Here is an 18497-nt window from a genome sequence, read left to right as displayed (position 1 = left end):
GCGGCCCCTCCGCCATGCCGCCTCTTCGCCCAGGCCCTCCTCACTCGCCGCCCGGACCGCCCGGACCGCGCGTCAGCCGGAAGAGCCGGATCTCCCGCTCGATCCGCGCCTGGTAGGTCGCGTACGGCGGCCAGAAGGCGAGCACCGCGCGCCAGGCCTCGGCCCGCTCCTCCCCCGCGAGCAGCCGCGCCCGTACGGGGAAGCTCTCGCCTCGCCAGCTCACCTCGGCGTCCGGGTGGGCGAGCAGGTTGGCCGTCCAGGCCGGGTGCCCCGGACGGCCGAAGTTGGAGCCGATGAGCAGCCAGGTGCCCTCCGGCTCCGGCATGCAGGCGAGCGGGGTCACGCGCGGCTGCCCGGACTTGGCGCCCTTGGCCGTGAGGATGACGCCCGGCAGCATCTGGGCGCTGAGCATGACCTTGCCGCGGGTGATCCGGTGCACGGCCCGGTCCATGGCCGGGATGACGTGCGGGGCGACCTTCGCGAAGGTGCGGGTGGAGGAGAGCTTCTGCATCATGCGCAGTCCGACGGGCATCTAGGCCACCTCCCCGGCCGCCGCCGCACCCGCTCCGGTCCGGGATCCGGCACCGACGCCGTCGCCATCACGATCACCGCCACCGCCACCGCCACCGCCACCGCCACCGCCACCGAACAGCCCCTCGCACTCCGCGGCGCGGGCGCGCAAGCGGTGGGCCGGGCCGAAGAGGAGTTCGTCGGCGGCGGCGCGCTTGAAGGAGAGCTGGGCGTCGTGCTCCCAGGTGATGCCGAGCCCGCCGTGCAGCTGGACGGTCTCGGCGGCAGCGGCGCGCTGCGCCTCCAGCGCCTGCGCGAGGGCGAGCGCCCCCGGAACGCCCTGGTCCCCCCGCGCCGCGCACACGGTGAGGGAGCGGGCGGACTCGATCTGGACGATGAGGTCGGCCAGGCGGTGCTTGACCGCCTGGAAGGAGCCGATCGGACGCCCGAACTGTTCGCGGGTGGTGACGTGCTCGACGGTCCGGTCGAGTGCGCCGCGCGCGGCGCCGACCGCCTCGGCGGCGAGCATGACGGCCGCGGTCCGCCCGGTCGAGGCGAGCGCGCCGAGCGTGTCGGTCGGCTCCTCGCCGAGCAACTCGGATGCCACGTCGCGCAGTTCGACGAGCGCCTGGGAGCGGGTGACGTCCAGGGTGGGCTGCCGGCGGCGTGCGAGGCCGACCGCATCCGCGCGCACGAGGAAGAGCAGGGTGCGGCTGCGCGGGAAGCCGCCGGTGTGCGCGGCGACGAGGAGCAGCCCGGCGCTGTGCCCGTCGATGACGTGACCGGCCTCGCCGTACAGCGACCAGTGCGTGCCGTCGGGCCGGGCGGCCTGGACGCCGCCGGCGCGTCCGCCGCCGGCCCAGGATTCGGCGGCGTTGTCGCCGGTGAGGCCGAGGGCGAGCGGGAGGGAGCCGCCGGGGAGGACGAGGGCGCAGGTCAGGGTGCCGTCGGCGATCCGGGGCAGCAGCTCGGCGCGCTGCCGTTCGGTGCCGAGGGCGACGATCAGCGGGGCGGCGAGGACGCTGGTGGCGAGCAGCGGGGAGGGGGCGAGGACGCGGCCGGTCTCCTCGCAGGCGAGGGCGAGTTCGACGGGGCCGCAGCCGACTCCTCCGTACCGCTCGGGCAGGGCGAGTCCGGGCAGGCCGAGGGTGCCGGCGAGGGCGGCCCAGAGCTCGGTGTCGTAGCCCTCGGGGGTGGTGACGGCGGCGCGGGTCTCGGCCGGTCCGGCGCGTTTGGCGAGGAGTTCGCGCAGGGTGCGGCGGATCTCCTGCTGTTCTTCGGTGACGGCGGCGGTACGCATGGGTCTCCCCTCCGTATCTGACGGTGCGTCATGCTAGGACCGCCCGGAGCAGATGCACAGCCCCGATGCCCTCCCGGACCAATAAATCTGATGTACCGTCAGATTTATGCCCACCACCTCACGGGACCGCCGCCGCGTCGCCGTCGTCGGCATATCCCTCTCCGACTGCGGCCGCGTCGACGAGGCCACTCCCTACGCCCTGCACGCCCAGGCCGCCCGCCGCGCCCTCGCGGACAGCGGCCTCGACCGCTCGGTGATCGACGGCCTCGCCTCGGCGGGCCTCGGCACGCTCGCGCCGGTCGAGGTCGCCGAGTACCTGGGGCTCCGTCCCCGCTGGGTGGACTCCACCACCGTCGGCGGCGCCACCTGGGAGGTCATGGCGGCGCACGCCGCCGACGCCATCGCGGCGGGCCACGCCAACGCCGTCCTGCTCGTCTACGGCTCCACCGCCCGCGCCGACATCAGGGCCCGGCGGCGCACCGGCAACCTCTCCTTCGGGTCGCGCGGTCCGCTGCAGTTCGAGGTGCCGTACGGCCACAGCCTGATCGCCAAGTACGCGATGGCCGCCCGCCGGCACATGCACGAGTACGGCACGACCCTGGAGCAGCTCGCCGAGGTCGCCGTCCGGGCGCGGGCGAACGCGGCACTCAACCCGGAGGCGATGTTCCGCGACCCGATCACGGTCGACGACGTGCTCGACGGCCCGATGATCGCCGACCCGTTCACCAAGCTGCACTGCTGCATCCGCAGCGACGGCGGCTGCGCGGTGCTGCTCGTGGCCGAGGAATACGTGCCGGACACGGCGAAGGCGCCGGTCTGGATCCTCGGCACCGGCGAACACGTCTCGCACACCACGATGTCGGAGTGGGCGGACTTCACCGTCTCCCCGGCGGCGGTGAGCGGCCGGCTCGCCTTCGAGCGGGCGGGGGTGCGCCCCGAGGACGTCGAAGTGGCGGAGATCTACGACGCGTTCACCTACATGACCCTCGTGACGTTGGAGGACCTGGGGTTCTGCGCCAAGGGCGAGGGCGGGGCGTTCTTCGCGGAGAAGGACCGCGTGCCGGTGAACACGGACGGCGGCGGCCTCTCGGCCTGCCATCCGGGCATGCGGGGCCTGTTCCTCCTGGTCGAGGCGGTACGCCAGCTGCGCGGCGAGGCCCCCGGCCTCCAGGTGCGCCGCCCGGACGGCTCCCTGCCGGAGCTCGCGGTGGCATCGGGGACGGGCGGCTGGTTCTGCTCGTCGGGGACGGTGGTGCTGGGCAGGGACTGACGCACCCCGACCGGCGCGCCCCGACCGGACCCGCCCCGCCCCGCCCCGGGTCGGCCCGGTTCGGGCCGAAGCCGACACGGCCCGGACCAAGATCTATACATGTGTCATAGACAATCGTGTAGGACATCCGTATAGTCATATGTGCGGGGCCGGACCGGCCCCGCACCACCCGACGAGGAGTCCTGCCATGCCCGCCAAGCCCCGCACCGCTCGCCCGTCCAGGACCGTCCTGATCTCCGGCGCCTCCGTCGCCGGCCCGGCCCTGGCCCTCTGGCTGCACCGCTACGGCTTCGTCCCCACCGTCGTCGAGAAGGCCCCCGCCGTGCGCACCGGCGGCTACAAGGTCGACCTGCGCGGCGGCGCCATCGAGGTCTGCGACCGGATGGGCGTCCTCGACGAGGTCCGCGCCCACTCCACCGACATGGACGGCGGCTCCTACGTCGACTCCGCGGGCCGCACCGTCGGCGAACTGCCGGCCGAGATCTTCGGCGGCCGGGAGGCGCAGGACGACGAGATCATGCGCGGCGACCTCGCCCGCATCCTGTACGAGCGCACCCGCGAGAACGTCGAGTACGTCTTCGGCGACTCCGTCGCCTCCCTGCACGACGACGGCGCGGGCGTGGACGTCGTCTTCGACAGCGGCACGCGGCGCCGCTTCGACCTCGTGGTCGGCGCGGACGGCATGCACTCGAACACCCGGCGCCTGGTCTTCGGCGACGAGCGGCACTACAAGCGTCACCTCGGCGCGTACATCTCGATCTTCACGGGCCCCAACCGCCTGGACCTGACCCGCTGGGAGACGTACCACGCCCGCCCGAACAAGCTGATCTCCGTCTACAGCACCTCCGGCGAGACCGCGGGCACCGCCAAGAACTGCTTCGTGTTCGCCGCCCCCACCGAACTCGCCTGTGCGCACCGCGACACGGCGGCCCAGAAGCGCCTGCTCGCCGACGCGTTCGCGGGCGACGACTGGGAGATCCCGAGGCTGATCGCCGACGCGGCGGACGCGGACGACTTCTTCTTCGACTCCATCGCCACCATCCACATGGACCGCTGGTCGAGGGGCCGCGTCGTCCTGCTCGGCGACGCCGCCCACTGCACCTCCCCCGCCTCGGGCCAGGGCACCGGCCTCGCCCTCACCGGCGCCTACGTCCTGGCCGGCGAACTCGCCGCGGCCGGCGGCGACCACGTGGCGGGCTTCGCCGCGTACGAGGAGGTCATGCGACCCGGCGTCGAGCTCAACCGGCGCTTCGCGGAGAAGTTCGCCAAGGAGATGACCCTCTCCTCGCGCCGCAAGATCGCCATGCGCATGTTCATGGTGCGGACCCTCCCCAAGACCCCCTTCAAGAACCTGATCGCGAAGAAGATCCGCCAGGAGATCCAGCAGGCGGCGAACGCGGTCCCGCTGAAGGAGTACGCCGCGTACGAGCCGCTCGGCACCGCCGCCTGAGCGGGCCCGGACGCACCGGATGCCCGACCAGCCGCACGTACGAGCCGTCTGAACGGGTTCGAAATCTCCTGACGGCGTGTACGGGGCCGCTGTTACGATCTCGATCAAGGACAGGCAGTGCGGGACGAGGAAGTGCCGGAGGGGGCCGCGCGGAGCACGCGCGAACTACGGCCACCCGTCCCCGCCTGATCAGGCTTCCGGAGGGGACTTCTTGAACACGCACGCCCGCAGAGCGTCGCTGGCCGCAGCCACCGCCCTCGGCATCACAGCCGGCCTGACCGCCGCGATCGCGGCACCCGCGACCGCAGCCCCGACGGCCCCGACGGCCCCGACCGCCACGACCGGATCCACCGACGAGGTGGTGGTCCCGAACCCGGGTCGGTACAAGCCGCGCGTCGACTCCCTCAAGCAGGCGGGCTCGGCCGGCTACGCGCACGCTCTCGAAGGCACCGGAACGGTCTGGACGGACCACGCGACGGGCACCGACACCCCGATCACCGACGCCCAGGCCGCGGGGCACTCGGGCCTCTACGCGACGATCAGCCCCGAGCCGCTCGACCAGCCGCGCACCGTCACCATCCACGCGATCGGCTCCGACGCGAAGAAGACGGTCACCCTCCCCGCCGGCAACATATGGGCCAAGACCTACAACGCCGACCTGACTCTCGCCTACGCCCGCGACGAGTTCGGCATGATCAGGTCGCTCACCCTCTACCGGGCGGAAGAGGACGGCACGACCGGCACCTTGCGGGTCACCGGCGCCCCGGTGGAGGGCGTGGGCCCGATCGTCGCGATCAAGCAGGACCTGCGGGGCGCGCTCCTCACGATGCGGCCCGTCTCCGGCGGCCCGCTCGCCACCTACCTGCTCGACTACTCGACCGCGACGGTGCAGCCGCTCCCTGAGGCCATCGTGCCCACCGGCTGGTTCGCCCTCGGCGAGCGCCACGTCGTCCGCTACGCCGGCGACGGCAAGCCGCTGCTCTCGGTCCCCCGCGACAACCCGGCGGCCACGCCCGTGGAGACCGTCCTCCCGGCGCCCGTCGGCAACGAAGGACCCGGCCTGTACTTCTCCGTCGCCGGCGACACCGTCGTCTACCAGCGGAACCTGCTCTACCCCGAGAACGGCTACCTCGCCGGCCACGCCCTGCGCTCCGTCCCCGTCGGCGGCGGCCCCTCCACCGAGCTCCTGAAGCACGCCCAGCAGGGCAGCTTCGCCCTCGCACCCGACGGCAGCGTCCTCGTCCCCGGCGGCACCAGCGCCTCCGACTGGGCCCTCCGGCGGATCTCGGCCGACGCCGACGGAACGCTCCAGGTGACCCGGGTCCGCGAGATCCCGCAGGTCCCCCGGCAGATTCCCCATCTCGCCCTGGGCGGCGGCCGGCTGAGCTTCCTCAGCCCCACCGGCCAGTACGACTTCACCGAACTCACCGACGTCGACACGAACATCGGCGGCACCCCGGCCGCGAGCGCGCCGAAGACCCGTTTCCGTTTCCTCCGCACCGAACCGTCCGGTCTCGCCTCGCTCGGCGACGGCGACTCGGCGGTCGCCGAGCGGAACAGCGTGATGCACCCCATCACCTCGTCCTCCTTCTGGCCGGTGGAAGGCGTCCCCGAGGGCGCGTCCGTCGTGGACGGCGCGGGACGGTTCTTCCTGGCGAAGGCCGGCGACACCACGTACGTCGGTGACTTCGAGCACCGCTACGCGGGCGAGTCGGGCATCCTGCTCACCGTGCAGAACACCGCCGCGGCCCTGTGGGACACCAAGCTGTGGAAGAACGCGGCGGCTTCGGGCAACCTGGTCAACTCCTACGACCTGAAGACCAAGGCCACCTCGGCGGCGATCGACCTCAAGTCCGGCTGCCGTCCCACCGAGCTCCAGGCCTCCGCCGGCCGCTGGCTGTACTGGGCCTGCGGGGCCACCAAGGCCGGGGTCTACGACCTCACCCTGAAGACGAGCGTCCCGGTCCCGACCGGCGAGGCCCTGCTCGGTGACGGCTTCGTCGTCCGGCACGAGGGCGACAAGCTCAAGCTGACGGACGCGGCCACCGGACAGACCTCCGACTTCGCGGACCTGCCCGCCTCGGCCACCGGCTCCGGGCGCAGGACGTCCTGGACCGTGGACAAGTTCGGCGGCGACGTGGCCTTCCTCGACGCCGCCCGGGACATCCACGTCAAGCGGGTCGGCCTCGCCCACCAGCCCCTGGCCATGCTCGACTCCGCCGTACCCGGCCTGTCCTACGCCGACCTGTCCGGCGTCGAGCCGGAGACCACCTGGGATCCGGTGTGGCGCTTCTCGCGGCCGGTCTCCTGGGAGCTCAAGGTCGCGAAGGGCGACGGCCAGGTGATCCGCACCTTCACCGGGACGCGCAGCGCCGGCGCCGCCGTCCGCGTCGAGTGGGACGGCAGGGACTCCCTCGGCCGCGGCATCGAATCCGGCCAGTACCGCTGGGAGCTGGTCGCCCGTCCGCTGGACGGCGTCGGGCCCGCGCAGGCCAAGTGGGGGGCCTTCGACGTCTACGGCAGCTCGCTGACCACGCTGCCCGGCACCTACACGCCGGTCACACCGGCCCGTCTCCTGAACACCATCGGCGGCGTCGGCGCGCCGCAGGCGAAGGTCGGCCCGAACGGCACCGTGCGCCTCAAGGTGGCCGGACAGGGCGGGGTGCCCGCCGAGGGCCTCACGGCCGTGGTCCTCAACGTGACCGCGACGAACCCGACGGCCCCGAGCTACGTCTCCGTCTACCCGCACGGCACGCAGCGCACCGCCTCCTCGAACCTCAACTTCGTCGCCGGGCAGTCCGTCGCCAACCTGGTGACCGTGCCCGTCGTCGACGGCTGGGTCGAGTTCTACAACCGCAGTGGCTCGGTCGACCTGCTCGCCGACATCGCCGGCTACTACACCGAGGGCACCGCGGGCGCGAAGTACCAGCCCGTCACGCCGAACCGGATCCTCAACACCATCGGCGGCGTCGGCGCGCCGAAGGCGAAGGTCGGCCCCAAGGGGACCGTCGAGCTGGCCATCGACGAGCCCGGGGTCACCGCCGTCGCGATGAACGTGACGGCGACGAACCCGACGGCGACCAGCTACGTCTCGGTCTACCCGTACGGCACGCCCCGACCGCCGGTCTCCAACCTCAACTTCACCGCCGGCAAGAGCGTCCCCAACCTGGTCATCGTCCCCGTCAAGGACGGCAAGGTCACCCTCTACAACCACGCCGGCACCGTCGACCTCCTCGCCGACGTCACCGGCTACTTCAAGGACGCGAGCGGCGCCGTCTTCACCGGCATGCAGCCCAAGCGCATCATGAACACGATCGCGGGCGTCGGCGTGCCGCAGGGCAAGGTCGGCGCGGGCAAGACGGTCACCCTGGAGGTCGGCACGAAGTACTCGGCCGTCGTCCTGAACGTCACCGCCACGAACCCCACGGCCACCGGCTACGTCTCGGTCTACCCGTACGGCACCACGCGCCCGGCCGTGTCCAACCTCAACTTCACCGCCGGACAGTCCGTCCCGAACCTCGTCATCGTGCCCGTCAAGGACGGCAGGATCACCTTCTACAACCACTCCGGCACCGTCGATCTCCTGGCCGACATCGCCGGGTACTACACCAGCTGATCCACGGGGTGGACGCTCCGCCCCACCCCCACCGCAGGGCCTCATGATGGACGCCATGGACGACGAACGGCGTTTTCAGGAGGCCCTGCGCTCGTCGCGGGTCTGGGACACCGAGCTGCCCTCCTTCGACCCGGCGGACGTGCCGGAGGAGCCGGTGGCGCTCTTCCACACCTGGTTCACCGGGGCGGTGGAGGCGGGGGCCGTGGAACCGCACACCCCGTCGCTCGCCACGGTGGACGCGGACGGGCGGCCCGACGTGCGGACCGTGATGCTGCACGGGGCGGACGCGCGCGGCTGGCACTTCGCCTCCCACGCGGGCAGCGCGAAGGGCCGCCAGCTGGCCGCCCGGCCCGAGGCGGCCCTCGGCTTCTACTGGCCGGTGCAGGGGCGGCAGGTGCGGGTGCGCGGCCGGGTCGTCACCGGCACCCCCGAGGAGGCGTACGCCGACCTCCACGCCCGCACCACCGGTGCCCTCGCCTCCGCCCTCGTCGGCCACCAGAGCGAGCTCCTGGACGACCTCGGCACGCTCGCGCGGGCGAGTGCGGCCGCCTGGGACCGGGCACAGGCCGAGCCCGGGGCGCACGCGGACAGCTGGACGCTGTACGTCGTCGAGCCGGCCGAGGTCGAGTTCTTCCAGGGCGACGAGCGCCGGCGACACGTACGGCTGCGCTACCGGAAGGCCCCCGACGGCTCCTGGGCCCGCGAGCTGCTCTGGCCCTAGGGATGTCCCGTCGATCTGGCCGAACAGGCCGAACGGGGAACGGTGCCGGGGGCCGCGAGCCCGGCGTGATCGGCGTGACCTGCGTGATCGGCTCGACTCCCAGGGACGGAGGAGGGCCAGGGCGACGGCGACCGCCTCGGCGAACGCCGAGGGCGGTGGCCTGACCGTCCGGGTCCGGTTCCAGGCCCTGCCGTCGAACTCCCGCGTGCACCGCGGGCCCGGCACGCTCGGCAGGACACCGGCCCACGCCGCGGGCCCGGCACGATCCGCCGGACGTTCCCTAGTCCGCGCGGGGCGGCGCGCCGTACATCTCGTCGATCTCCCGTGCGAAGTCGCGCAGCACCGCCCTGCGCTTGAGCTTCAGGGAGGGCGTGAGGTGGCCGCCGGTCTCGGTCCACTCCGTGGTCAGGATCCGGAAGGCGCGGATCGACTCGGCGCGGGAGACGAGCCGGTTGGCGTCGTCGACGGCGCGTTGGACCACGGCGAGGAGCTCCTCGTCGCGGGCGAGTTCCCACAGGGCCAGGTGGTCCTTGTGCCGCATCCTGCGCCAGTGGAGCAGGCCCTCGTGGTCCAGGGTGACGAGGGCGGTGACGTACGGGCGGTTGTCGCCGAGGACCATGCACTGGGCGACGAGCGGGTGGGCGCGCAGCCAGTCCTCCAGGGGGGCCGGGGCGACGTTCTTGCCGGCCGAGGTGACGATCATGTCCTTCTTGCGGCCGGTGATCCGCAGATGGCCCTCGTCGTCGAGGGCGCCGAGGTCGCCGGTGGGGAACCAGCCCTCGTCGGTGTACGGCAGGGCGAGCCCGCGCTGGGCGTCCCAGTAGCCGGCGAAGACGTGGCCGCCCTTGAGCCAGACCTCCCCGTCGCGGGCGATGCGTACGGCGGTGCCGGGCAGCGGGCGGCCGACGGTGCCCGGGCGCGGGCCGGTCAGCGGCGTGACGGTGGCCGCGGCGGTGGTCTCCGTGAGGCCGTAACCCTCGTACACCTCGACGCCGGCGCCCGCGAAGAACTCGGCGAGCCGTGCGCCCAGGGGCGATCCGCCGCAGATGACGTGCCGGACCCTGCCGCCGAGCGCGGCCCGGATGCGCTTGTAGACGAGCGGTTCGTAGAGGGCGTGGGCGGCGCGCAGGCCGAGGGAGGGGCCACCGGTGTCCTTCGCCTGCTCGCGGCCGTAGCGCTCGGCGACCCGGGCGGCCCGGTCGAAGGCGGCGGCGCGGCCCGCGCGTTCGGCGGTGGCGCGGGCGGTGTGGAAGACCTTCTCCAGGACGTACGGGATGGCGAGCAGGAAGGTGGGCCGGAAGCTCGCGAGGTCGGCGAGGAGTTCGTCGCTCTCGACGGAGGGCGCGTGCCCGACCCGTACCCGGGCGCGGACGCAGCCGATGGCGACCATGCGCCCGAAGACGTGGGAGAGGGGCAGGAAGAGCAGCGTCGAGGCGGGTTCCCTGCTCGCCGAGCGGAAGACGGGGTGGAGGAGGGCGACGGCGTTGTCGACCTCGGCGAAGAAGTTGGCGTGGGTGAGGGCGCAGCCCTTGGGGCGGCCGGTGGTGCCCGAGGTGTAGATGAGCGTGGCGAGGGTTTCCGGGGTGAGCAGCCCGCGCCGGGCGGTGACGGCCTCGTCGGCGACGCGTGCGCCGGCCTTGCGCAGGTGCTCGACGGCTCCGGTGTCGAGCACCCACAGCTGTCCGAGGGACGGCAGCTGGCGCCGCTCGCTGGAGACGAGGCGGGCCTGGGCGGCGTCCTCGACGACGCAGGCGGCGGCGCCGGAGTCCTGGAGGATCCAGCGGGTCTGGTACGCGGAGGAGGTGGGGTAGAGCGGGACGGTGATCAGCCCGGCCGCCCAGGCGGCGAAGTCGAGCAGGGTCCACTCGTAGCGGGTGCGGGCCATCAGTGCGAGCCGGTCGCCGGGCCGCAGCCCTTGGGCGATGAGCCCCTTGGCGACGGAGTGCACCTCGGCTGCGAAGGCCGAGGCGGTGACGTCGGCCCAACCGCCGTCCGGTTGCCTGCGGGAGAACAGCACCGCCGTCGGTTCCTCGCGGGCGGTGTCGTACGGCAGGTCGGCGAGCGAGCCGCGCCGTACGGGCGGCACGAGCGGAGGTACGGACACCTCGCGGACGGTCCCGTCGACACGGACCAGCTCGGGCGGGAACTCGGAGACGGGCACGTGCGGCTCCTCGGGGCGTCGAGAACCGGACAGTAACCTTACTTCCGAGTAAATCTAAGGCTCCGCAGGCTATTTGGACAGATCCCCGCCATGAGCGGTCAGACTTCCGAGCCCGGCCCAGACGAGGCTCATCAGCGTGGCCGCGGCCTGCCGCGGCAGCATCCCGGCCGGCCCGTTCGCCCAGTTGGCCAGCGACTCCGCCGCCCCCACCAGCGCCTGCGCCAGCCCCTCGGCATCGCAGGGCCCCTGCGCCGCGGCCCCGATCAACTCCGCGACGTACCCGGCGATCTCGGCCCGCATCCGCTCCGCCTCCGTGGCGAACGGCTCCCCCTGCGCCCGCGCCTGCCGGCTCAGCACCGCCCACGCGTCCGGATGCTCCGCGGTGTGCGTGAAGAACGCGAGCAGCCCCGCCGAGAGACGCTCCTCCGCCGCCCCCTCCCCCTCCACGGCGGCGGCCACCACGGCGAGCAGCGCCCGGGACTCACGCCGGATGCACGAGGTGAACAGCTCCTCCTTGGAGTGCAGATAGAGGTAGACCAACGGCTTGGAGACCCCCGCCAGTTCGGCGATCTCGTCCATCGACGCCGCCTGGTACCCGCGCCGCCCGAAGGTCCGCACCGCCGCGTCCATCATCTGCCGCTCGCGCACCTCGCGCGGCAGCCTCCTCGTCCCCGCCACGACACCTCACCCTAGTGGGATGCCGACGACCGATGAGTTCCTCCAGGATCATCGGTCTTAGATCACGTAAGGCAGGGAGCAGGACACCACCGAGCCGCCGAGACCGGCACCGAGAGACCGAGGAATACCCATGCGCACTCTGATCAGCACCGCCTTCATCTCGCTCGACGGCGTCGTGGAGGCCCCCGGCGGCGAGCCCGGCTACCGCAACTCCGGCTGGACCTTCAAGCACACCGAGTTCCTCCCCGAGTCCTTCGAGATCAAGGGCCGCGAGCAGAAGGAGGCCTCCGCCATGCTCATGGGCCGGGTCAGCTACGAGGCCTTCAGCCCCGTGTGGCCCGGCATGGCGGAGTTCGCCGACTACAAGGTCATGCCGAAGTACGTCGTCTCCACCACCCTCACCGAGGACGACCTGGTGACCGACTGGGGCGACACCACGATCCTGCGCTCGCTCGACGAGGTCGCCGCGCTGAAGGAGACCGAGGGCGGCCCGATCATCGTCCACGGCAGCGCCTCCCTCAACCAGGCCCTGTCGGACGCGGGCCTCATCGACCGCTACCACCTGCTCGTCTTCCCCCTCCTGCTCGGCGCCGGCAAGCGCCTCTTCAGCACCACGGACAAGGACGTCCAGAAGCTGGAGCTCGTCGAGCACGAGGCCTACCCGAACGGCCTGCAGAAGCAGGTCTTCGACGTCGTCCGCTGAAGCCACGGCCGCCCGCCGGCCGGACGGAGCACCCCGTCGAACGCCCGAGGCCCCTCCCCCCTTCACGGGGGCAGGGGCCTCGGGCGTCGGCAGGACGGCGACGCGCGACGGGCGACGCGCGACGGCTCAGGCAGCGGCCGGGACCGTCACCTTCGACTCGGCGCCACGCGCGTCCACCAGGTCGTCGACCGGGGAGGCCGAGGCGGACTCGTACGCGGCGTGGTCGAGGATCTTCTCGCGCGCGGAGACGATGACCGGCACCAGGGCCTGGCCCGCGACGTTGGTCGCGGTGCGGATCATGTCGAGGATCGGGTCGATCGCCATCAGCAGGCCGACGCCCTCCAGCGGGAGGCCGAGCGTCGAGAGGGTGAGGGTCAGCATGACCGTCGCGCCGGTGAGGCCGGCGGTGGCCGCCGAGCCGATGACCGAGACGAAGGCGATCAGCAGGTACTCCTTGACGCCCAGCTGCACGTCGAAGATCTGCGCGATGAAGATCGCGGCGAGCGCCGGGTAGATCGCGGCGCAGCCGTCCATCTTCGTGGTGGCGCCGAACGGCACGGAGAAGGAGGCGTACTCCTTCGGGACGCCGAGGCGCTCGGTGACCCGCTGGGTGACCGGCATGGTGCCGACCGAGGAGCGGGAGACGAAGGCGAGCTGGATGGCGGGCCAGGCGCCCTTGAAGAACTGCAGCGGGTTCAGCTTCGCGACCGTCGCGAGGAGCAGCGGGTAGACGCCGAAGAGGACCAGGGCGCAGCCGATGTAGACGTCGGCGGTGAAGGTGGCGTACTTGCCGATCAGGTCCCAGCCGTAGTTGACGATGGCGCGGCCGATGAGGCCGGCGGTGCCGATCGGAGCCAGGCGGATGACCCACCACAGGGCCTTCTGGAGCAGCTCCAGGGCGGACTCGGAGAGGGAGAGGATCGGCTGGGCCCTGTCGCCGAGCTTGAGGGCGGCGATGCCGGCGACGGCGGCCATGAAGACGATCTGCAGGACGTTCAGTTCGGTGAACGGCGTGATGACGTCGGTGGGGACGATGCCGGTGAGGAAGTCGATCCAGCTGCCCTGGTGCTCGGGGAGCTTGCCGTCCTTCGGCGTGAGGCCGGTGCCGGCGCCCGGGTTGGTGATCAGGCCGATGGCGAGGCCGATGGCGACCGCGATCAGCGAAGTGATCATGAACCAGACGAGGGTCTGCGCGGCGAGGCGGGCCGCGTTGTTGACCTTACGGAGGTTGGTGATCGAGACGAGGATGGCGAAGAAGACGAGCGGGGCGACGGCCAGCTTGAGCAGCTGGACGAAGATGCCGCCGACCTGGGACAGGGTCTCCTGCAGCCAGCCGATGTCCTGGCTGCGGGCGAGCCAGCCGAGCAGGACGCCGATGACGAGGCCGGCGACGATCTGGGCCCAGAACGGGACCTTGGGTATGCGGGACTTCGTCACGGACGCGGACGAGGACGCGGACACGGACACACTCCACTGGTGCGTATCGGGGGAATACGGGGACGGGGGTGCGGCGCACACGCGCTCCACGCGCGGGCCGCTGCATGATGCCGGGTCAGAGCGACGGGCAACAGACCGCGGACGTACAGCGGCACAGATCGACGTGCAGGCGCGCCACGAGCGGGGTGCTCGCGGCATCGGGGAGGCGCGCTGCGGTCTTCATGGGCGACACGTTAACACTTGAACTTTGAGAACCTCAAAGCCCTTCTTTGAGACAGAATCGCGCGCGTGCCCCCTTCTCGGCCTTCGAAACGCAGAACACCCCAGGCGGGAGCCTTGGAAGCTCCCACTCTGGGGTGTTCTGCGTGTGAGGTACCTTACGGCGCCTTTATGTCGTTCAGGCCGCGTCCTCGGCCGAGCGGTTCGCCTCCAGGCGGCCCTTCGCCCGGTCGACCTTCGCGACGATGTCGACGCTCATCGCGTCCCGTTCCTTGCGCAGCAGCACGAAGCTGAGCGGGGCGGAGACGACCACGGCGAGCAGGAGGACCCAGAGCAGGTTGGAGTCGCCGAGGCCGCGCGGCAGCACACCGACGTAGACCAGGCCCCACAGCGCGAGGAAGCTCCCGGCGAAGATGCCGAGGCGCATCAAGGTGTAGCGGAGCATGTCTGTCCCTCCCATACCGGACGAGCGTCCCTCCAGTGAAGCACGGAGCGGCCCGCCACCCGGGAGCGGGGCCCGGAAACGGCTTGAGCGCCACACTTGTAATAGGTACTCTCGCGATATGCCTCTTACTTTTCAGCTGGACCCGCCGGTCGACCGCGCCTTGCGCGACGGAGTCCTCAGCCTCTGGGCGGACGTCTCCAACGCGGGTGGCGCCGTCGGTTTCGTCCCGCCCGTGACCCCCGAGGAGATCCGGCCCGCCCTGCTCAGGCACCTCGTGGGCATGGCGGAGGGCGGCACGCGACTGCTGGTCGGCCGGGACGGGCACGGCGAGGTCGCCGCCACCGCCTTCTTCACGCACAACAGCCACCCCCTGATGACGCACTGGGTGTGGCTGTACACGGTGATGGTGCACCCCCGGCACCAGGGCAAGGGGTACGGGCGCGACCTGATGGCCGCGGCCGAGCAGGCGGCCCGTACCGCCGAGGGCTTCGAGCACATCGAGGCCATCCGGCTGACCTGCCGCGGCGGCACCGGCGTCGACGCCTTCTACGCGCGCGCCGGCTACAAGGAGGTCGGACGCGTCCCGGCCGCCATCCGGGTGGCCCCCGGCGACGACCGCGACGACATCGTCATGCTGCTGCAGCTGGCCTAGCGGCGGGTCAGACGCGCATCGGCTGCGGCGACTCGCGCAGCCCGGCGTCCGGGCCCGGGTACTCGCGGATGACCTCGTAGCGCGTGTTGCGCTCCACGGGCCGGAAGCCGGCGTCCCGGATGAGGTCCAGGAGGTCGTCGCGGGTGAGCTTGTTCGGGGTGCCGTAGTTGTCGGCGTCGTGGGTGATCTTGTACTCGACGACCGAGCCGTCCATGTCGTCCGCTCCGTGCTGGAGCGCCAGCTGCGCGGTCTGGACGCCGTGCATCACCCAGAACACCTTGACGTGCGGGACGTTGTCGAAGAGCAGCCGGGAGACCGCGAAGGTCTTCAGCGCCTCGGCGCCGGTCGCCATCTGGGTCCGCGCCTGCAGGGTGTTGCGGACCTTGCCGTCCTGCATGTCGACGAAGTCGTGCTGGTAGCGCAGCGGGATGAAGACCTGGAAGCCGCCGGTCTCGTCCTGGAGCTCGCGCAGCCGCAGGACGTGGTCCACGCGGTGGCGCGGCTCCTCGATGTGGCCGTAGAGCATCGTGCACGGGGTCTTCAGACCCTTCTCGTGCGCGAGGCGGTGGATCCGGGACCAGTCCTCCCAGTGCGTCCGGTGGTCCACGATGTGCTGCCGGACCTCCCAGTCGAAGATCTCGGCGCCGCCGCCGGTCAGCGACTCCAGGCCCGCCTCGATCAGCTCGTCGAGGATCTCGGAGGCGGAGAGGCCGGAGATGGTCTCGAAGTGATGGATCTCGGTGGCGGTGAAGGCCTTCAGGGAGACGTTGGGCAGCGCCTTCTTCAGCTCGGAGAGCGAGCGCGGGTAGTAGCGCCACGGCAGGTTGGGGTGGAGCCCGTTGACGATGTGGAGCTCGGTGAGGTTCTCGTTCTCCATCGCCTTCGCGAGGCGCACGGCCTCCTCGATGCGCATGGTGTACGCGTCCTTCTCGCCCGGCTTGCGCTGGAAGGAGCAGTAGGCGCAGGAGGCGGTGCAGACGTTGGTCATGTTCAGATGCCGGTTGACATTGAAGTGCACCACGTCGCCGTTCTTGCGGGTCCGGACCTCGTGGGCCAGACCGCCGAGCCAGGCGAGGTCGTCCGACTCGTACAGGGCGATGCCGTCCTCGCGGCTCAGCCGCTCGCCGGCGAGGACCTTCTGCTCCAGCTCCCGCTTGAGCCCCGCGTCCATACGGTCGCCTCCCACTCTCATCTGCTGCATTCAGGCGCCAAACGGCTCCACCGTACTCTCAGGCCTCCTCCGGCAGATCTCCGACCCGGTTCTCCCACTTGGTGGAGAGCACGATCGTGGTACGGGTCCGCGACACGCCCTTGGTCCCGCTGAGCCGGCGGATCGTCTTCTCCAGGCCGTCCACGTCGTTGGCGCGGACCTTGAGCATGAAGGAGTCGTCGCCGGCGATGAACCAGCAGTCCTCGATCTCGGCCAGGTCCTTCAGCCGGCGGGCCACGTCCTCGTGGTCGGCGGCGTCGGAGAGGGAGATGCCGATGAGGGCGGTGACGCCGAGGCCGAGGGAGGCGGCGTCGACGGTGGCGCGGTAGCCGGTGATCACGCCGGCGGCCTCAAGGCGGTTGATGCGGTCGGTGACGGAGGGGCCGGAGAGCCCGACGAGCCGGCCGAGCTCGGCATACGAGGCCCTGCCGTTCTCGCGCAGAGCCTGGATGAGCTGCCTGTCCACGGCGTCCATAGGTATGAAGCCTTCCATTGTCCAGCGATACCGCGAGTTTAGGTATAGAATCTAAGGTACACAGGGTCCGACGCCCTGTGAATCGTTCATTCAGATCAAAGACGATCTTCAGGAGTGGTGTTCACCGTGTACACGATCGAGATGGCCTACGCCCGTATGCGCGAGCTGCAGGACCTGGCCAACCGCTCGCGTGCCCACCAGCCGACCGCCTCCAAGCGCGCCCCGAAGAAGCGCGCCGAGAAGCGCTAATCCGACAGGAGGGCTCCACCGAGCTCTCCCTCCCAACGGCGGTACAGCTCGTGCGGCACCCCTGCCGCGTCGAGCACCCGCCCGGCGACGAAGTCCACGAGGTCCTGGATGTGCGTCGCCCCCGCGTAGAACGCCGGAGAGGCGGGCAGCACCACGGCGCCCGCCTCGTCCAGCGCCACCATGTGCTTGAGCGTCTGCCCGTTCAGCGGGGTCTCCCGCACGGCGACGACCAGCGGACGCCGCTCCTTGAGCGTCACGCTCGCGACCCGCTGCAACAGGTCCTTCGAGAGCCCGAGCGCGACCCCGGCCACAGCGGCCGTGGACGCCGGCACGATGAGCATCCCCTTGACCGCGTACGACCCGGAGGACGGCCCGGCGGCCAGGTCCCCGGCCGCCCAGTACCGCACGTCGTCGATGTCCACGTCGAAGGTGTCCGGCTTCCCGTCGGCGCCCCGCGCCAGCCAGGCCGCCAGGTCCTCGCGCCAGTGCGCGTCCCGGAAGGCGATGCCCGTCTCGTCGAGCAGCGTCAGCCGCGAGGCCCGCGACACGACCAGGTCTACACTCTCCCCCGCGGCGAGCAGCCCTCGCAGCACGGCGGCGGCATACGGCGTCCCGGACGCCCCTGACACCCCGACCACCCAGGGACGACGCTGCTGCTTCTTCTCCGGCTCCACGCCGACGAGCCTATCCGGAGGGGTGCACCGGGCACCGGGTAAGGTGCCCCGGACGTTGACCCGGGACGGAGGGAAACGTCCAGGAGGGGGCGGGAAATGAGCGGAACCGCGATCGACGGATGGAGCCGGTCCGACCGGGCGATGGCAGCGGCCAAGCTGATGACGGGCTGGGTCGCCCTGCTGTGGCTGCTCGAGGTCGTCGACCTCGTGACCGGGCACGCCCTCGACGCGTACGGCGTCACCCCGCGCGAGCCCGGCGAGCTGGCCCACATCGTGCCGTCGGCCTTCCTGCACTTCGGCTTCGGCCACGTCGCCGCGAACAGCGTGCCCCTGCTGGTCCTCGGCTTCCTCGCCGCGCTCGGCGGCATCCGGCGCCTCCTGGCCGTCGTCGCGCTGGTCGTGCTCTTCGGCGGCCTCGGCGTCTGGCTGTTCTCGCCGTCCGGCACCGTCACCGCCGGCGCGTCCGGCGTGGTCTTCGGTCTCTTCGGCTACGTGCTGGTCCGCGGCTTCGTGGACCGCAGACCGTGGGAGGCGGTCGTGGGCCTGCTCGTCGCCGCGGTGTGGGGCGGCTCGATGCTGACCGGCATCGTCCCCACCGACGGGATCAGCTGGCAGGGCCACCTGTTCGGCCTGCTCACGGGAGTGACGGCGGCCTTCGTCCTGCGCCGCGGCCCCCGCCCCGCGGCCCTGACCGGCTGACGCTTCCCGGAGGACCCGTCAGGCTCGG

General features: G+C 71.8%; 18 protein-coding genes. 8 read left to right on the top strand and 10 right to left on the bottom strand.

Features of this window, described 5'->3' with window-relative positions:
- Positions 1–40: 40 nt before the first annotated feature.
- Both AB0M16_RS30475 and AB0M16_RS30470 read right to left on the bottom strand, forming a co-directional pair.
- The gene (locus tag AB0M16_RS30475; RefSeq protein ID WP_365348629.1) at positions 41–532 is read right to left on the bottom strand and encodes a nitroreductase family deazaflavin-dependent oxidoreductase; all 492 of its coding nucleotides are present in this window, start codon (positions 530–532) and stop codon (positions 41–43) included.
- The gene (locus AB0M16_RS30470; RefSeq protein ID WP_365348627.1) at positions 533–1810 is read right to left on the bottom strand and encodes an acyl-CoA dehydrogenase family protein; all 1278 of its coding nucleotides are present in this window, start codon (positions 1808–1810) and stop codon (positions 533–535) included.
- Positions 1811–1916: 106 nt separating this feature from the next.
- On the opposite strand from AB0M16_RS30470, the gene AB0M16_RS30465 reads away from it, so the two are divergent.
- From AB0M16_RS30465 to AB0M16_RS30450, 4 genes are all read left to right on the top strand, one after another.
- Complete coding sequence (locus tag AB0M16_RS30465) at positions 1917–3080, top strand: acetyl-CoA acetyltransferase (RefSeq protein ID WP_365348625.1); 1164 nt, start codon at positions 1917–1919, stop codon at positions 3078–3080.
- Positions 3081–3267: 187 nt separating this feature from the next.
- Positions 3268–4530 (top strand): FAD-dependent monooxygenase, encoded by a 1263-nt coding sequence (locus AB0M16_RS30460; protein WP_365348623.1) that lies wholly within the window; start codon positions 3268–3270, stop codon positions 4528–4530.
- A 211-nt stretch (positions 4531–4741) separates the two neighbouring features.
- Entirely contained in the window at positions 4742–8146 is a 3405-nt protein-coding gene (locus AB0M16_RS30455) for a hypothetical protein (protein WP_365348621.1), read from the top strand.
- Between the two features lie 43 nt (positions 8147–8189).
- Complete coding sequence (locus AB0M16_RS30450; RefSeq protein WP_365348619.1) at positions 8190–8867, top strand: pyridoxal 5'-phosphate synthase; 678 nt, start codon at positions 8190–8192, stop codon at positions 8865–8867.
- Between the two features lie 280 nt (positions 8868–9147).
- Here AB0M16_RS30450 and AB0M16_RS30445 read toward each other — a convergent pair whose 3' ends face one another.
- Together AB0M16_RS30445 and AB0M16_RS30440 are read right to left on the bottom strand one after the other, a co-directional pair.
- On the bottom strand, positions 9148–11028 hold the full coding sequence (locus AB0M16_RS30445; protein WP_365348617.1) for an AMP-dependent synthetase/ligase: 1881 nt from the start codon (positions 11026–11028) through the stop codon (positions 9148–9150).
- A gap of 69 nt (positions 11029–11097) precedes the next feature.
- Positions 11098–11688, bottom strand: coding sequence for a TetR/AcrR family transcriptional regulator (locus AB0M16_RS30440; RefSeq protein ID WP_365348709.1), 591 nt, complete (start codon positions 11686–11688; stop codon positions 11098–11100).
- A gap of 148 nt (positions 11689–11836) precedes the next feature.
- Here AB0M16_RS30440 and AB0M16_RS30435 point away from each other — a divergent pair, with 148 nt between their 5' ends.
- On the top strand, positions 11837–12409 hold the full coding sequence (locus AB0M16_RS30435) for a dihydrofolate reductase family protein (RefSeq protein ID WP_365348615.1): 573 nt from the start codon (positions 11837–11839) through the stop codon (positions 12407–12409).
- 126 nt (positions 12410–12535) lie between these two features.
- Here the strand turns inward: AB0M16_RS30435 and AB0M16_RS30430 are convergent, their stop codons facing one another.
- From AB0M16_RS30430 to AB0M16_RS30420, 3 genes are all read right to left on the bottom strand, one after another.
- On the bottom strand, positions 12536–13876 hold the full coding sequence (locus tag AB0M16_RS30430; RefSeq protein ID WP_365348613.1) for a dicarboxylate/amino acid:cation symporter: 1341 nt from the start codon (positions 13874–13876) through the stop codon (positions 12536–12538).
- 85 nt (positions 13877–13961) lie between these two features.
- Positions 13962–14069 carry a putative leader peptide gene (locus AB0M16_RS30425; RefSeq protein WP_365348611.1) on the bottom strand — a complete coding sequence of 36 codons (108 nt, stop codon included), beginning with the start codon at positions 14067–14069 and terminating at the stop codon, positions 13962–13964.
- Positions 14070–14243: 174 nt separating this feature from the next.
- The gene (locus AB0M16_RS30420; RefSeq protein WP_365348609.1) at positions 14244–14510 is read right to left on the bottom strand and encodes a DUF4229 domain-containing protein; all 267 of its coding nucleotides are present in this window, start codon (positions 14508–14510) and stop codon (positions 14244–14246) included.
- A 118-nt stretch (positions 14511–14628) separates the two neighbouring features.
- Between AB0M16_RS30420 and AB0M16_RS30415 the strand changes: the two genes are divergently transcribed.
- Positions 14629–15162 (top strand): GNAT family N-acetyltransferase, encoded by a 534-nt coding sequence (locus AB0M16_RS30415; protein ID WP_365348607.1) that lies wholly within the window; start codon positions 14629–14631, stop codon positions 15160–15162.
- Positions 15163–15169: 7 nt separating this feature from the next.
- Here AB0M16_RS30415 and mqnE read toward each other — a convergent pair whose 3' ends face one another.
- Together mqnE and AB0M16_RS30405 are read right to left on the bottom strand one after the other, a co-directional pair.
- On the bottom strand, positions 15170–16333 hold the full coding sequence (gene mqnE, locus AB0M16_RS30410; RefSeq protein WP_365348605.1) for an aminofutalosine synthase MqnE: 1164 nt from the start codon (positions 16331–16333) through the stop codon (positions 15170–15172).
- A gap of 58 nt (positions 16334–16391) precedes the next feature.
- Positions 16392–16847, bottom strand: a complete 456-nt coding sequence (locus tag AB0M16_RS30405) for an Lrp/AsnC family transcriptional regulator (RefSeq protein ID WP_128976305.1) — start codon at positions 16845–16847, stop codon at positions 16392–16394.
- A gap of 114 nt (positions 16848–16961) precedes the next feature.
- Between AB0M16_RS30405 and AB0M16_RS30400 the strand changes: the two genes are divergently transcribed.
- Entirely contained in the window at positions 16962–17096 is a 135-nt protein-coding gene (locus AB0M16_RS30400) for a hypothetical protein (RefSeq protein WP_365348603.1), read from the top strand.
- Here the strand turns inward: AB0M16_RS30400 and AB0M16_RS30395 are convergent.
- On the bottom strand, positions 17093–17770 hold the full coding sequence (locus AB0M16_RS30395) for a UbiX family flavin prenyltransferase (protein ID WP_365348601.1): 678 nt from the start codon (positions 17768–17770) through the stop codon (positions 17093–17095). The genes AB0M16_RS30400 and AB0M16_RS30395 overlap by 4 nt on opposite strands.
- A 96-nt stretch (positions 17771–17866) precedes the next feature.
- Here AB0M16_RS30395 and AB0M16_RS30390 point away from each other — a divergent pair, with 96 nt between their 5' ends.
- Positions 17867–18469: a rhomboid family intramembrane serine protease gene (locus tag AB0M16_RS30390; protein ID WP_365348599.1), complete on the top strand. Its 603-nt coding sequence runs from the start codon at positions 17867–17869 to the stop codon at positions 18467–18469.
- The last annotated feature ends 28 nt before the right edge of the window (positions 18470–18497 follow it).

Origin of the sequence: Streptomyces sp. NPDC051921 (assembly GCF_040680975.1) — a bacterium.
Taxonomy (GTDB): domain Bacteria; phylum Actinomycetota; class Actinomycetes; order Streptomycetales; family Streptomycetaceae; genus Streptomyces.
Note: the sequence above shows the minus strand (reverse complement) of the source record. Positions and strands in the feature narration are given on the sequence as shown.

Excerpts from the sequence above, each read along its gene's own strand:
- AB0M16_RS30475 (WP_365348629.1), bottom strand. The coding sequence starts at position 532 with ATGCCCGTCGGACTGCGCATGATGCAGAAGCTCTCCTCCACCCGCACC.
- AB0M16_RS30470 (WP_365348627.1), bottom strand. The coding sequence starts at position 1,810 with ATGCGTACCGCCGCCGTCACCGAAGAACAGCAGGAGATCCGCCGCACC.
- AB0M16_RS30465 (WP_365348625.1), top strand. The coding sequence starts at position 1,917 with ATGCCCACCACCTCACGGGACCGCCGCCGCGTCGCCGTCGTCGGCATA.
- AB0M16_RS30460 (WP_365348623.1), top strand. The coding sequence starts at position 3,268 with ATGCCCGCCAAGCCCCGCACCGCTCGCCCGTCCAGGACCGTCCTGATC.
- AB0M16_RS30450 (WP_365348619.1), top strand. The coding sequence starts at position 8,190 with ATGATGGACGCCATGGACGACGAACGGCGTTTTCAGGAGGCCCTGCGC.
- AB0M16_RS30435 (WP_365348615.1), top strand. The coding sequence starts at position 11,837 with ATGCGCACTCTGATCAGCACCGCCTTCATCTCGCTCGACGGCGTCGTG.
- AB0M16_RS30425 (WP_365348611.1), bottom strand. The coding sequence starts at position 14,069 with ATGAAGACCGCAGCGCGCCTCCCCGATGCCGCGAGCACCCCGCTCGTG.
- AB0M16_RS30420 (WP_365348609.1), bottom strand. The coding sequence starts at position 14,510 with ATGCTCCGCTACACCTTGATGCGCCTCGGCATCTTCGCCGGGAGCTTC.
- AB0M16_RS30415 (WP_365348607.1), top strand. The coding sequence starts at position 14,629 with ATGCCTCTTACTTTTCAGCTGGACCCGCCGGTCGACCGCGCCTTGCGC.
- mqnE (WP_365348605.1), bottom strand. The coding sequence starts at position 16,333 with ATGGACGCGGGGCTCAAGCGGGAGCTGGAGCAGAAGGTCCTCGCCGGC.
- AB0M16_RS30405 (WP_128976305.1), bottom strand. The coding sequence starts at position 16,847 with ATGGACGCCGTGGACAGGCAGCTCATCCAGGCTCTGCGCGAGAACGGC.
- AB0M16_RS30390 (WP_365348599.1), top strand. The coding sequence starts at position 17,867 with ATGAGCGGAACCGCGATCGACGGATGGAGCCGGTCCGACCGGGCGATG.